Raw genomic sequence first — 12,700 nt, 5'->3', positions numbered from 1 at the left:
TTGAAGAAGGGGTTATCCGCGCCCGATTATTACGCCTGCAGGGTCTACTTTTTCTCGCAGAATGCGCAATTCTTCGGCACTTGGTTCAAGGGTTGTTTCATAATTCTGAGGGATGATGATATCGAACTCTGCGTTGGCTTTAACATCCTCCAACGTTTTGCCCGGGTGGAGCGATAGCAGCATCATGGCCTTGGTATCTTCCTGATAGCCATACACACCTATGTCGGTAATCACTTTGTATGGACCGGTGTTGGCAGGTAAACCGGCATCTGTGCGGGAGGTGCCTCCTTCTAAAAAGCCAGGTGTAGTAATAAAATCTACTTTGTTGGCAAAACGCTTAGGGTTTTGAGGCGTTACCACCATGGTTCTCCAGCAAAGAGAAGCCAGATCGTTAGCACCGCCGCTTCCCGGGAATCGTGTTTTGGGTTTCGTGTAATCATCTCCAATCATTGTGGAGTTCAGATTCCCATATTTATCAATTTGGGCACCGCCTAAAAAGCAGTAATCAACTACTCCGGCCTGACAAAGTTCCATGATTTCGGCCATTGATGTGGCTTTAAGTCCTTTGTGAGTGGTGCGCGAATCACCTACTGAGATAGGCATGGTGGGCAAGAGCGGAGCGATGCCTCCGGCTTCGAACATGATGGTCAGGTTAGGCGATTGCGTCATTTGTGCCAGCATGGCCGCTGCCACCGGAACACCTGTGCCTACCACTACCATTGCGCCGTCTTCCAGGTTACGGGCTGCAACGGTAATCATTAATTCCATTGGATTGTATGTTGTTTCCATTTTGTCGGGATTTAATTAAGATTAGTACAAATGTTCGGCTTGCATCAGTTGTTTCATCCTGTTCATGCCACCGTTTTTCTCCAGGTATTCGTAGAAATCTTTCGACGATAGAATGTGGTGAGCGATAAACTCTTCCAGCTGCATCTCATCTTTCTCGGCCACTAACCAGTCTTTCAAATGCTCTTCATCCGAGAAGTATTCGCCCGGCATATTGCCCGGGTAGGAGCCATAAGGCATTTCTATCACAGCATCGACACACCAGTATGGGATTATTGTTTTGGACGGTTCTCTGCGAATTTCATCGTTGGAAATAATTTTTTCGGTGGTCACGATAACGCGTTTAGAGGCTTTGGCAATGTCATCATCGGCCACCAGAATACCATCAATCTGGCAGTTGCCATAAACATCAGCGCGGTGCACGTGCAGAATAGCCACATCGGGATAAAGGGCCGGTAAAGCCGCTAGTTTCTGAGCGGTAAACGGGCATTCTACCTCTTTTGCAGCCGAGTGCTTAAATGTATCGGTTCCCAGCATAACGCGTGATGGGAGGTAGGGTAAGCCCATGGCTGCAGCTTTAAAACGCCACGACAGGGCACCGTTAGACCATTCAGTAACCTTTACATTTCCGGACTCAAACATGCGGCGTGAGTTTTTGGATAAGCCTCTGGCTTCCAAACCAACAATGTAAGCAGCATCACAGCGGTTAAATGACTTGCCGGCACTTAGCAGCTGGCAATCATGGGTTGATACATGGCCAGCAAATCCCAAGTTTTTCTTTTCTTTTCGGATAATTTCGTGGATAAGGGCTGTAGGAATGCGTACCCCGCCAAAACCGCCAATCGCCAGGTAGTCACCATCATTTACATACGTATCAATGGCCTCAGATACAGTGGTGAGCTTATTGGTCATTTGCTTTTTCTTATTGCGAAGAAAGCCTCTCATCTCATCGGCGTTGGGCGACATAAAAAGTTCGCCAATACCTTTGTTAAGCTGTTTGTTATCCATGATTAGTATTTTTCGGTTAGGTATTGCAATGCTTCTTCGATGGATTTAATAGTGTAATCCAAATCTTCCTGTGTATGGCGGTGGCAGATATATCCATGGTGATAAGGCTGCAGGAATACGCCGCGACGGATTAGCTGCGTATAAAAGTCATTACGTTTCTTTTTATAGCTGCCGTCTTCATTTTTATCAAAGGTGATGAACATCATTGGTGCGATGCCGCTGATGCGCGCGCCAACCGGGTATTGTTTTAGCAGTTTGTCAATATTGCTATTAAACTCTTCGCCTTTTTCCCAAATTTTGTCCAGTACCTTATCGCGTTCCAATATCTCAATGGTTTTAAGGGCAGCTACGTAGCTCAGGCTGTTAGGGAAGAAGGTTGATGAAATAAAGACATTTGATTCGCCCTCTTTCATGATGTCGGCCTTGCCGGTAACAGCGCCAATGGGATAGCCGTTGGCCATGGCTTTGCCAAATACAGCCAAATCGGGAGTTACTTTATAAAGTTTTTGGGCACCTCCTATACTTGCTCTGAAGCCTGTACGAATTTCATCGAAAATAAGCACAACACCGTATTGCTTACAGAGCTCTTTAACGCCTTCGAGGAATCCTTCCTGAGGTTCTACAATTGGTGCTGCTAAAGGATGACCTAATGGAGTGATTATTACAGCTGCCGTGTCATCGCCATGTTCTTTTAGTAGGTTTTCGAGCGATTGCAGGTGGTTATATTCAAATTCGAAAACATCCTCGTAGAGTTTGGCTGGTATGCCTCCTTTTACTTCCACACACCAGTCGTGCCAGCCATGGTAGCCGCAGCGCATTACCTTTGTTCGTTTGGTATAAGAACGCGCCAGGCGGATAGCGGTTGAAGTGGCATCAGAACCCGTGCATACAAATAAGCTCATCTCAGCGCAGGGAATCAGCTCATTCATCTTCTCAGCCAACATGTTTTGGTATTTCTGCGTCAATGAGAAACAAAACCCTTTATTCTGGATCTGATTAATAACCGCGTCGTCAACTTCCGTTTCCCGGTTACCAAGTATCATTGGGCCATAAGCACACAGGTAGTCGATGTATTCATTGCCATCAATATCTGTTACGCGTCCACCTTTACCGTGGTCGAAATATACAGGGAATTCTCCCTCCACAAAGTTGTAAGGGCGGCGTATGCCTAATACTCCACCCGGTATTAAAGATTTACCTTTTTTAAGTTCTTTTAAGGAATTCTCTAAGTGTAGCTTTTTTGCTTCCATAGCTATATGTTTTTGGACTATTTATTTTTAGATAAGACTGGTAAAGTCTGCGATTGAGCTGCTTTATGAGGGGCGGCAGAAGGTTGCCAAAGAGGATGCTTTAGAAGTCTGTTACTTCTATGCGTAGCGTTTGATTTTGTATTTGTTTATGCACCCCGCTCATGTGTTGTATTATAACGCAATTACCTTATTGGTGTTAAAATATACACAAATGTAAAAAAGACGTTAAGAATGCAACATGATAAAGCGCATGATTTTTACCGAAATCATGTATTTCAATGTAATTTAGATTTTGTCTAAACTTTAGAGGCTATTTTTGCCAGATCTGCCCTGAGGGATTAACCATTTATTATTATTGTACTGATGAGTACAATTTTTCGCTCGTGAGTATTTATTCCTCTTCAGGCGACCACTCCCGAATGTTAATTAAGTCCGGGAAGGCTTCTGGCTTGTAGATGGATTTGCCGCTGATTGTTCGCAGGCATTCCTGAATACCTTCCGGTATGCTGGGGTGTGGATAAAATATTTTTAAAACTTCGTGCAGACTGTTTCCCTGATTGATAAGGTGGGCAACAGAGACAATAAAGGCAGAAGCTTGTGGGCCGGCTGCCCGCATGCCTAATATGCGCTGTTCATCGTCGCTGCTAACCAAAATTTTAACAAAGCCATTGGTGTTGCGCATGGCGATAGCCCTGTTTACAAGTTTGTTAGAATAAAAGGCTGCTTTGTAAGGAATTTTTTTCTCCTGAAGCATCTTTTCGTTGGCCCCAACCGCAGCCACTTCGGGTTTAAAAAACATGAGTGTACTCATATGTGAGTAGTCTAGCGGGTATTGGGGGATGTCACCTATTTTTTCAGCTGCCAGGCGTCCTTGAAATTCGGCAACACTATATAGCTGGCTGTGGCCTGTTACATCGCCCGCCGCATAAACATGACAGCTCCCTTTACCATCTCTCAGCAAGCAATCGTCCTGAATGGGGATGGTTCCATTTTTGTGCAGCTCAATGCCAATTTTTTCAAGTTGGAGGCCTTCGGTATTGGGTTCGCGACCGATGGCGACCAGGGCAACATCAACTTCAATCACTTTGCTGTGTCCAGCCTGATAGTCCAGTACCACTTCGAGGTGCTCGGGATGTTTACGGATGTGGCGCAGGGTGGCTGTGTGGTGGATGATAACGCCGTTGTTTTCAAGATTTTTCGACACAAAGCTGCTTACATCATCGTCTTCATAAGGTAATACTCTGTTGGAGCGGTCGAGGAGGTGTACTTCTGTTTGACCAAAATTAGAGAAGATGGTGGCAAATTCACATCCAATAATACCAGACCCAATTATCAGCATGCGTTCGGGAAATGCTTTTAAGTCCAGTATGCCGTCGGAGGTGATGATGCGCTCACCATCAATCTGAAGACCGTCGTACAGTCGTGGACGAGAACCTGTTGCGATAACAAAATTTTTGCCCTTTATGCGTTTGGTTTCTCTTTGTCCTTTAACTTCTATATGATCGTAATCCACAAAACTTGCCCAGCCATATTCAATGGTGAGTGAACCTTTTTTATTCTGAGCCGGCGAAAAAGTCTCAATTTGACTGAGCATTTGGTACTGCTTTTCTTTGGCTGCCTGGATGACTGTTTTTTTTACTTTTTCAAAATTAACGCTCAACGACCCTACCCGGTAACCTCTATCGATGCGGGCAGCAATGGCATAGTCCATTGATAACTCGTACATGGTTTTGGAGGTGAGGGCACCGTTCATTATGCCGGTTCCACCCAAATGTTTGCCTTCAACAATGCACACGTTTAAGCCATAATCTAATGCACGGATGGCTGAAGAGAAGCCTGCCGGGCCACTGCCAATTACTACGAGGTCGTATGAGTTTGTCATCGATTAAAAAAGTTATAACCATATAAAAAAAAAGAGTCGCAATTGTTTATTTGCAACTCTTCTTTTATTATCCAATTATTTTCATTGTGTCTTATTCGTGGGGTTCGTTGGGGGTAAATGTATCAACGTGGCGGTTAATTTTTTGTTTGTACAGCTCGTTGATTGTTAGTATAATACCCGTTTCTTCCACATCACCAAAGCGATCGTTAATGGCTGTGCCAAAGGTTTTCATCGATGGAGATAAGTTCATGTAGGCATTGATCAGTGGTGGAATGTTCTCACCAAATTCGCGCACTCGCTTGGTTAGAATTTTGTAGTCCTCCTGGTAGTTTTGTCCACAAAAAATTTCTTTCAGGTCCTGGGGTGTGAGATCAATCTCAACCGGTACGTGCGGAAACACGAGCTTATCAGGATCGTTAAAGTACTTTTGCATAAACCCAAGAATCAAATCGCGGGCGTAGCGGTTAAAATGTGTGTACATGGTCACTTTCCCAAAGAAATATTTCATTTCCGGATGACTCACAATTAAAGAGCCTAAACCGTCCCACAAGTTATCGAGGGCAAACAGGCTTTTGGTTCCGGCTTTTGATGATTGGTAGGCTGGTTGTACAAAGGAACGACCTAATTCAATCATGTAGGGTAAGTACTCTTTGATAAATTTATCGGAGAAGTGAAACATGCGTGATGTGGCCAGCTTAACATTTCCCAGTTGATCAACCGGAATGTCACAGCCCAGCAAATATCTGTAGCCACCTAAGATTTCCTTTTGTTGTGGATCCCATACGATTAACTGACGATAGGGGACTTCGGCTGTGTCGTAATCGTCAATATCAGTGGCATTGCCTGTACCACCGCCAGCCATTCGGAAAGTGATTTCCCGCAATCGTCCTACCTCACGCATCAAAGCTGGTGCCTGATGAGCCGTGAAGTCATATATTCTATTGTCGCCTTTGTTGGTGTTACGCACGAAGGTTTCCTGGTTCAGCTCAGCTTCCAGTTCTTCTCGCGGTACAGGAGGTATTATTTCTTTTACTCTCATTCGGTGAATTCTTAAGACTACAAAATTAATTTATTTTTGCTAAGGCATAGACTTCCTCTTTGATTTTTTGAGCCCATTCCCGGTTTGCTCTCCCTGTTGGAGCATCTGACACATTAATTGGCTTTCCAAAAGTAATCGTAACCGTTTTGTTGCGTTGCAGATAAAGCTCATCTACTAAGTAAAGCATTTCTATATTGGCCTTAATGCCCAGTTTCTTGCGCCAGTTGGCAAGGTTGTAAAACCGATTGGTGTTTCGTCCTGAAATATGCACAGGGATAATGGTTCGCTTATGGGTCTTGGCCTTTTTAATAAAGTTGGGCTTCCATTCCAAATCTTTGATGACTCCGTTTTTTCCTTTTCTGGAGACTAATCCGGCCGGAAACATCAGAATTTGGTGGTCGCTTGCATAGGCTTCGTCAATAGCTTGAGCAGCATCGCGACTGTGGCCTCCGTGTTTGTTGATTGGTAAAAAGATGTCGCGCAGATTGGTGAGGTTCATCAGTATGTCGTTCACCGGAAACTTAAGCTGCCTAAAGTACTTACCAACGGCAGCAACGAAAACCATGCCGTCCAGTCCGCCGAGCGGATGATTAGCTACAAATACAAAGCGTCCTTCTTTTGGAATGTTTTCTTCGCCTTTAATTTGATAGCGCGATTGAAAATTGGCAATAATGGCTTCGGCGTATTCAATGCCGTAAATATCTTTGTGATCGGCAATAAATTTATTGATTTCATCCTGATGGGTAATGCGTTTTAAATAGTTAATCAGAAACTTAGGTATAAAACGCTTTAATCCCGGGTTTTTGTCATGAAATACTTTATCTATATCTATGAATTTATCTTCTTTTTGTTTCTGTTCCATGCTTGCAATAACTAATCGGGTTCAATGTTAGGAATTATTTTATAAACATGGGATAATTAAAAGCTTATTTCTGCTGAGAGGGTGTGGGAGTGAGAGGTGAAAAGGATTGATGGCTAGTTTAATTAGGCCTGGCTGTGCGCTTAATTTCAAATGCGTGGCTTTAAAAAATGCTGCGATGTTCCGCTGACAGGCTTTTTGTGTCTTGATAGTGGTAACTCACGCTGTTATTGCGTATTTGGAGTGGTTTGTGTGTTAATTGCCTTGGCAGCATAATGCATCGGGTAATTCATGAAAGTTAATAGCTTTGTTGCCGCAATTATTTGATACGTATCTTACCAAATCCTTTGTATTTAAAATTGCCCTCGTAAGCTTATTTTTTGGCTTTGATTGTATTGTTTTCTTGCTTGCAGCGGCTTGCGTGGTTTTGTACAATTTCCCCAAAAAAAAAGTTATCAACAGGTGGTTTAAAGTGGTTTAAAGTGGTTGCATGTGGTGTTAAAGTTTTATACTTTTACAAGTGAAATACGTATTTGGTAATGATCACATTTATAGGCGATTTTGTATGTAAGCCCGATGCTAAAGGGCGTGTTGTATTGCCTTCGCTCTTCAAAAAAGTGATGAGTGAAGCCAATCAATCGTCGTTTGTGGTCAGAAAGGATCTCTTTGATAACTGTCTCGTTCTAATTCCCCAGGATGAATGGCAGAAAGAAGTGCAACTTTTGGAAAGTAAATTAAGCAGTTTTCGACAAAAAGATAAGCGGCTGAAGCGGGCTTTGTATCGCTCTACTGCCGAAGTAAGCCTCGATGGGAACGGGCGGTTTCTTGTGCCTAAGCGCCTGATGGAGATGATAGGGGTAGATAGTGAAGTAGTGTTGCTGGGCGTAGGAAGTAATATTGAGTTGTGGAGTAGGCAGCAACTGGAGGATGATGGGTTAAGTGGAGATGAATTAGGAGAGTTGGCAGAAGAGTTGCTAGGTGGTAACTTTGCGGCCGAAGAAGAAAAGTAATTGTTATGGAACAAGAATATCATATACCAGTTTTACTCAAGGAATCGGTAGACGGATTAAATATTCAACCGGATGGCGTTTATGTGGACTTAACATTCGGTGGTGGGGGGCATTCGCGCGAAATTTTATCGCGTTTAGGCCCTGATGGAATCTTGGTGGTGTTTGATCAGGATGAGGACGCTTATAATAACCGGCCAGATGATGAACGTTTGCGGTTTGTACGTCATAATTTTCAGTATCTATCTCATTTTCTGCGCTACCTGGGCATTGATAAGGTGGATGGTATCCTTGGCGATCTTGGGGTGTCATCACATCATTTTGATGCGGCAGAGAGAGGTTTCTCTTTTCGCTTTGAGGGAAAACTGGATATGCGGATGGGGCAGGGCTTGCAGATGACTGCAGCTGATTTGGTGAATACCTATGATTTGGATGATTTAAAACGTATTTTTTGGCAGTATGGGGAGATTAAATCCTCCTATAAGCTCGCCTCTGAAATTATAAAAGCACGTACTTCACATCCTTTTGAAACGACCACCGATTTAAAGCTGGTGGCCGAAAAAATAGGGCCCAAAAAAGAGCAGTCGAAGTTTTTAGCCCAGGTTTTTCAGGCCTTGCGCATCGAAGTAAATAAGGAAATGGATGTACTAAAGTCTGTGTTGATGCAATCGGCCCATGCCATAAAGCCGGGCGGTCGCTTATCGGTTATTTCCTATCATAGTCTGGAAGATAGATTGGTGAAGAATTTTATACGTTCGGGTGATTGTGATAAGAATCAACCGGATAAAGATATTTATGGGCATGCTGATGTGCCGTTTAAAGCGGTTAATAGAAAGTTGATAATACCAGGTGTCGATGAAATTGCCCTTAATAACCGGGCGCGAAGTGCTAAACTGAGAATTGCTGAGCGGGTATGAAATGGCGAATGAGTAAAATACCGGAGTTTATTCTTTCCAAAGAGGAGGTTGATGAGCTGAAGAATATTTCGGTAAGAGAGGTGATTAATGGGCGACTGTTTACGCGGTCGTTGGTGGCCAAGCAGCTGCCATTCGCCTTGTTTTTAGCTTTTTTTGCGTTTCTGTACATTGGCAACCATTATCGCATGGAAGAGCAAATGCGAGAAATTGCTGATTTGAATAAAGAATTAAAATCGCTTCGTTATGAGGCGATTACGACTTCTTCGGAACTGATGTTCATGAGTAAGCAAAGTGAAGTGCTGAAGAAGATTCGATCGAAAGATTTAGAACTGGAGGAGTTAACAGAGCCGCCCAGGCGTTTAAAAGTTAATCGATAAATGCAGATTAAGAAAAGTATCATATTACGATTTGGATTGCTCTATATAGGCATAGCTGCTTTGGCTGTGGTTATTTTGGGAAAGGCATTGTATCTGCGTATTGTTCAGGGGGATGAGTTTGAGGAGTTTGTTGAAGAGCATACCAATAAAGATATTGTAATAGACGCTAACCGGGGCGATATACTGGCCACTGACTTTCGCAAACTGGCCTGTTCAGTCCCTACCTATCGGATTCATATGGATATGCGGGCACACGGCTTAACCGATGAGGTGTTCAATGGGCAGGTCGATAGCCTGGCCTATCATTTGTCACATTTTTTTGGCGATCGTTCGCAGGCTGCCTTTAGGTCCGCGCTAAAAAAAGCCCGGGCTGAAGGAAAACGTTATTATATGATTCACCCACGTCGCATCTCGTTTACCGAATTGAAGCGTGTGAAGGAATTTCCTTTATTTAGACTGGGAGCAAATAAAGGCGGTTTTATTCCACGCAAATACGAGAATCGGAAACTGCCCTTTGGTGAGTTGGCGGCTCGTACGGTTGGTAGTTTGTATGCTGAGAAAGATCTTGGTGGGCGCTTTGGCTTAGAAATGGCCTATAACAACATACTAAAAGGTGTTGCTGGGGTGAGTACCCGCACGCGTGTGAGTGGCAACTGGGTGGTAGAGGAGCAAGTAAAGCCCATTGATGGTCATGATGTGGTGACGACGATTGATATTGGACTGCAGGATGTGGCTGAGACAGCGCTTCTTCAGCAGCTGCAAATGCACCAGGCCGACCATGGATGCGCGGTGTTGATGGAGGTCTCAACCGGAAAAATTAGGGCCATTGCCAACCTCGGACAAACGTCCACGGGCAGGTATATTGAAGATTATAACTATGCCATTGGTGAAGCTACGGAGCCGGGTTCTACCTTTAAGCTGGCTTCTATGATTGTAGCCCTGGAAGATGGGGTTGTGAGATTGACCGACAGCATAGAAACCGGTAAAGGCTACTGTTACTTTTATGATCGTAAGATGACCGACAGTCATTATGGAGGATATGGTACGCTTTCCGTTCGCGAGGTGTTCGAGAAATCATCCAATGTTGGTATTTCAAAAATAATATTTAATAATTACCGCGATAATCCGCGCCGCTTTGTTGATCGTTTGTATTCTATGAATCTGAAGGAACCTTTAGGCATTGAAATTAAGGGAGAGGGCATTCCGATGATTAAGTATCCGGGCGAGAAAACCTGGTCGGGAGTGACGCTCCCGTGGATGTCCATCGGATATGAGATTCAACAAACGCCTTTGCAGGTGCTGAGCTTTTACAATGCAGTGGCTAACAATGGACGGATGATGAAGCCAATGTTTGTAGAGTCTGTTCAGCATCATGGGGAGGTCATTATGGAGATGGAACCTCAGGTGCTTAATCCGTCGATTTGTTCTTTAGAAACCATTGAGAAGGTGCATGACCTGCTGGTTGGAGCGGTTGAACGCGGAACGGCGCGTAACATTAAAAATGAACGTTACAAGATAGCCGGTAAGACAGGAACGGCGCAAATAGCTAAAGGATCTTCAGGTTATAAGGGTGAAGGAGGAAAAAAGCATCAGGCTTCTTTTGTAGGGTATTTTCCGGCTGACCGCCCTTTGTATAGCTGTATAGTAGTGGTGAATGCGCCCTCTAACAATGTTTATTATGCCAACGTGGTGGCTGGTTCGGTTTTTAAAGAAATTGCAGATCGCGTTTATGCGCAAAGCTATCACCATTCAGATGTTGAAACGGAGCATGAAGTGCAGTTGGCTTATCATCAGCCCTACTCCAAAGGAGGAAAAAAAGAGGAACTGCTAACCGTGTTCAACGAAATTGGGGTGATGGTTGATGGACAAGAAATTAACTCAGACTGGATCTCAGCATCGGCCCGGGAGCATGAGATTGATCTTAAAGCAAAGCGGTTTCCCGAGGGCATAGTGCCTAATGTGAAAGGTTTAGGTGCCAAGGATGCTGTAATGCTGCTCGAGAATCTTGGGCTAAGGGTGGTTATGAGAGGAGTTGGTGCTGTGCGGGAGCAATCAATCGCCGCCGGACAAAGTTTTAAGAAAGGTGCAACAATTTATTTGAGGTTAGGATAGATGAAGCAGAAATTATCAGATATTATTAAGGAGATTAAGGTTGTTGAACGATTCAATGAAGCAGATTGTGATATCAGGCAGCTGGTTTTTGATTCCAGAAAAGCAGATGCCGATTCGCTGTTTGTCGCTATAAAAGGAACGGCAACGGATGGGCACCATTTTATACCGCAGGTTTTCGAAAGCGGGTGTCGGTGCATTGTGTGTGAAGAAATGCCGGAAGATTATCCCAATGATGCTGTTGTGATTAAGGTTGCAGATAGTTCATTGGCCTTGGGCTGTTTAGCTTCAGCTTTTTATGAACATCCATCTGAGCAGTTAAAATTGGTTGGAGTAACGGGAACCAATGGAAAAACCACAACGGCTACATTGCTGTATCACCTGGTTATGAGTATGGGGTATCAGGCTGGCTTATTTTCAACAGTGGCCAACTTCATTGGCTCCAAAAAGGTGGAGGCAACCCACACAACACCTGATGCGGTTACTCTTAATAAAATTATGGCTGACATGGTGGAAGCCGGCTGTGAATACTGTTTTATGGAAGTCAGTTCGCATGCGCTCGTGCAAGGTCGGGTAGCAGGTCTTACCTTTGCAGGAGGGTTGTTTACTAATATCTCGCACGACCACCTGGATTACCATCATACTTTTAAAGCTTATATAGAAGCCAAGAAGTTATTTTTTGATGGCTTGAATAAGCAGGCCTTTGCTATCACCAATGCTGATGATAAAAATGGTCAGGTGATGTTGCAAAATACCAAAGCACCAACCTATACCTATTCGCTCCGGGGAATGGGAACTTTTAAAGGCCGTATTATCGAAAGCATGTTTGAAGGAATGCAGCTTGAGATAGATGGTCAGGAGGTGTGGACGCAATTTGTGGGGCACTTTAATGCGCAAAACCTATTGTTGGTTTATGGAGCTGCCTGCCTGCTTGGCTTTGAAAGGTCGGAAGTATTGGTGGCTTTAAGTCAGTTAAAACCCGTTGATGGCCGCTTTGAAACGATACGGTCTAAATCGGGCAAAACAGCGATTGTGGATTATGCGCATACGCCCGATGCGTTAAAAAATGTGATTGAAACCATTAACCTGGTTCGTCAGCCCCAGCAACAGCTTATTACCGTTGTAGGAGCGGGGGGCGACCGCGATCCTTTAAAACGCCCCGAAATGGCTAAAGAGGCTGTAGGCGGCAGTTCAAAGGTGATTTTCACATCAGATAATCCGCGCAGTGAAGACCCGGAGTTGATTATTGAGCAGATGATGGAAGGCGTTAGTTTTAAAGAGCGCGTCAAGGTCTTGTCTATTGTCAATCGTCGTGAGGCGATAAGGACTGCCTGCATGGTGGCTGGAGAAGGTGATATTGTATTGGTGGCCGGTAAAGGACATGAGACTTATCAGGAGGTGAAAGGAGTGCGTAGCCATTTCGACGACAGAGAAATTATAAAAGAACTATTTAACGAAGAATAAAA

Annotated in this window: 11 protein-coding genes; 5 read left to right on the top strand and 6 right to left on the bottom strand. The window is 44.1% G+C overall.

All coding sequences use genetic code 11. From position 1 onward, the window contains the following. Positions 1–12: 12 nt before the first annotated feature. The 6 genes from ACSX1H_RS14340 to glsA all read right to left on the bottom strand — a co-directional run bounded on the left by ACSX1H_RS14340 (position 13) and on the right by glsA (position 6,827). Positions 13–789, bottom strand: coding sequence for a CoA-transferase subunit beta (locus ACSX1H_RS14340; protein WP_439184912.1), 777 nt, complete (start codon positions 787–789; stop codon positions 13–15). Positions 790–810: 21 nt separating this feature from the next. After that, the gene (locus tag ACSX1H_RS14335; protein ID WP_439184911.1) at positions 811–1,794 is read right to left on the bottom strand and encodes a CoA transferase subunit A; all 984 of its coding nucleotides are present in this window, start codon (positions 1,792–1,794) and stop codon (positions 811–813) included. Between the two features lie 2 nt (positions 1,795–1,796). Next, positions 1,797–3,044: an aspartate aminotransferase family protein gene (locus ACSX1H_RS14330; RefSeq protein ID WP_439184910.1), complete on the bottom strand. Its 1,248-nt coding sequence runs from the start codon at positions 3,042–3,044 to the stop codon at positions 1,797–1,799. Between the two features lie 391 nt (positions 3,045–3,435). Beyond that, the gene (locus tag ACSX1H_RS14325) at positions 3,436–4,926 is read right to left on the bottom strand and encodes a dihydrolipoyl dehydrogenase family protein (RefSeq protein WP_439184909.1); all 1,491 of its coding nucleotides are present in this window, start codon (positions 4,924–4,926) and stop codon (positions 3,436–3,438) included. Between the two features lie 91 nt (positions 4,927–5,017). Beyond that, positions 5,018–5,965, bottom strand: a complete 948-nt coding sequence (glsB, locus tag ACSX1H_RS14320; RefSeq protein ID WP_439184908.1) for a glycine N(alpha)-acyltransferase GlsB — start codon at positions 5,963–5,965, stop codon at positions 5,018–5,020. A 25-nt stretch (positions 5,966–5,990) separates the two neighbouring features. Then, on the bottom strand, positions 5,991–6,827 hold the full coding sequence (gene glsA / locus ACSX1H_RS14315; protein WP_439184907.1) for a lyso-glycine lipid O-acyltransferase GlsA: 837 nt from the start codon (positions 6,825–6,827) through the stop codon (positions 5,991–5,993). A 536-nt stretch (positions 6,828–7,363) separates the two neighbouring features. On the opposite strand from glsA, the gene ACSX1H_RS14310 reads away from it, so the two are divergent. Genes ACSX1H_RS14310 through ACSX1H_RS14290 form a run of 5 tightly spaced genes read left to right on the top strand, consistent with a single transcriptional unit; the run spans position 7,364 to position 12,698 of the window. Beyond that, positions 7,364–7,834: a division/cell wall cluster transcriptional repressor MraZ gene (locus ACSX1H_RS14310; protein WP_439184906.1), complete on the top strand. Its 471-nt coding sequence runs from the start codon at positions 7,364–7,366 to the stop codon at positions 7,832–7,834. A gap of 5 nt (positions 7,835–7,839) precedes the next feature. After that, on the top strand, positions 7,840–8,748 hold the full coding sequence (gene rsmH, locus ACSX1H_RS14305) for a 16S rRNA (cytosine(1402)-N(4))-methyltransferase RsmH (RefSeq protein WP_439184905.1): 909 nt from the start codon (positions 7,840–7,842) through the stop codon (positions 8,746–8,748). 8 nt (positions 8,749–8,756) lie between these two features. Next, entirely contained in the window at positions 8,757–9,125 is a 369-nt protein-coding gene (locus ACSX1H_RS14300) for an FtsL-like putative cell division protein (protein ID WP_439184904.1), read from the top strand. Next, entirely contained in the window at positions 9,126–11,237 is a 2,112-nt protein-coding gene (locus tag ACSX1H_RS14295; RefSeq protein ID WP_439184903.1) for a PASTA domain-containing penicillin-binding protein, read from the top strand. Next, positions 11,238–12,698, top strand: coding sequence for a UDP-N-acetylmuramoyl-L-alanyl-D-glutamate--2,6-diaminopimelate ligase (locus ACSX1H_RS14290; RefSeq protein ID WP_439184902.1), 1,461 nt, complete (start codon positions 11,238–11,240; stop codon positions 12,696–12,698). Positions 12,699–12,700: the final 2 nt, after the last annotated feature.

The sequence above is a fragment of the Carboxylicivirga taeanensis genome (assembly GCF_051851475.1).
In the GTDB taxonomy this organism is placed as follows: domain Bacteria; phylum Bacteroidota; class Bacteroidia; order Bacteroidales; family Marinilabiliaceae; genus Carboxylicivirga; species Carboxylicivirga taeanensis.
Note: the sequence above shows the minus strand (reverse complement) of the source record. Positions and strands in the feature narration are given on the sequence as shown.

What these genes read in the sequence shown, in the direction of transcription:
- ACSX1H_RS14340 (WP_439184912.1), bottom strand. Translation starts at nt 789, where the DNA reads ATGGAAACAACATACAATCCAATGGAATTAATGATTACCGTTGCAGCC.
- ACSX1H_RS14335 (WP_439184911.1), bottom strand. Translation starts at nt 1,794, where the DNA reads ATGGATAACAAACAGCTTAACAAAGGTATTGGCGAACTTTTTATGTCG.
- ACSX1H_RS14330 (WP_439184910.1), bottom strand. Translation starts at nt 3,044, where the DNA reads ATGGAAGCAAAAAAGCTACACTTAGAGAATTCCTTAAAAGAACTTAAA.
- ACSX1H_RS14325 (WP_439184909.1), bottom strand. Translation starts at nt 4,926, where the DNA reads ATGACAAACTCATACGACCTCGTAGTAATTGGCAGTGGCCCGGCAGGC.
- glsB (WP_439184908.1), bottom strand. Translation starts at nt 5,965, where the DNA reads ATGAGAGTAAAAGAAATAATACCTCCTGTACCGCGAGAAGAACTGGAA.
- glsA (WP_439184907.1), bottom strand. Translation starts at nt 6,827, where the DNA reads ATGGAACAGAAACAAAAAGAAGATAAATTCATAGATATAGATAAAGTA.
- ACSX1H_RS14310 (WP_439184906.1), top strand. Translation starts at nt 7,364, where the DNA reads ATGATCACATTTATAGGCGATTTTGTATGTAAGCCCGATGCTAAAGGG.
- rsmH (WP_439184905.1), top strand. Translation starts at nt 7,840, where the DNA reads ATGGAACAAGAATATCATATACCAGTTTTACTCAAGGAATCGGTAGAC.
- ACSX1H_RS14300 (WP_439184904.1), top strand. Translation starts at nt 8,757, where the DNA reads ATGAGTAAAATACCGGAGTTTATTCTTTCCAAAGAGGAGGTTGATGAG.
- ACSX1H_RS14295 (WP_439184903.1), top strand. Translation starts at nt 9,126, where the DNA reads ATGCAGATTAAGAAAAGTATCATATTACGATTTGGATTGCTCTATATA.
- ACSX1H_RS14290 (WP_439184902.1), top strand. Translation starts at nt 11,238, where the DNA reads ATGAAGCAGAAATTATCAGATATTATTAAGGAGATTAAGGTTGTTGAA.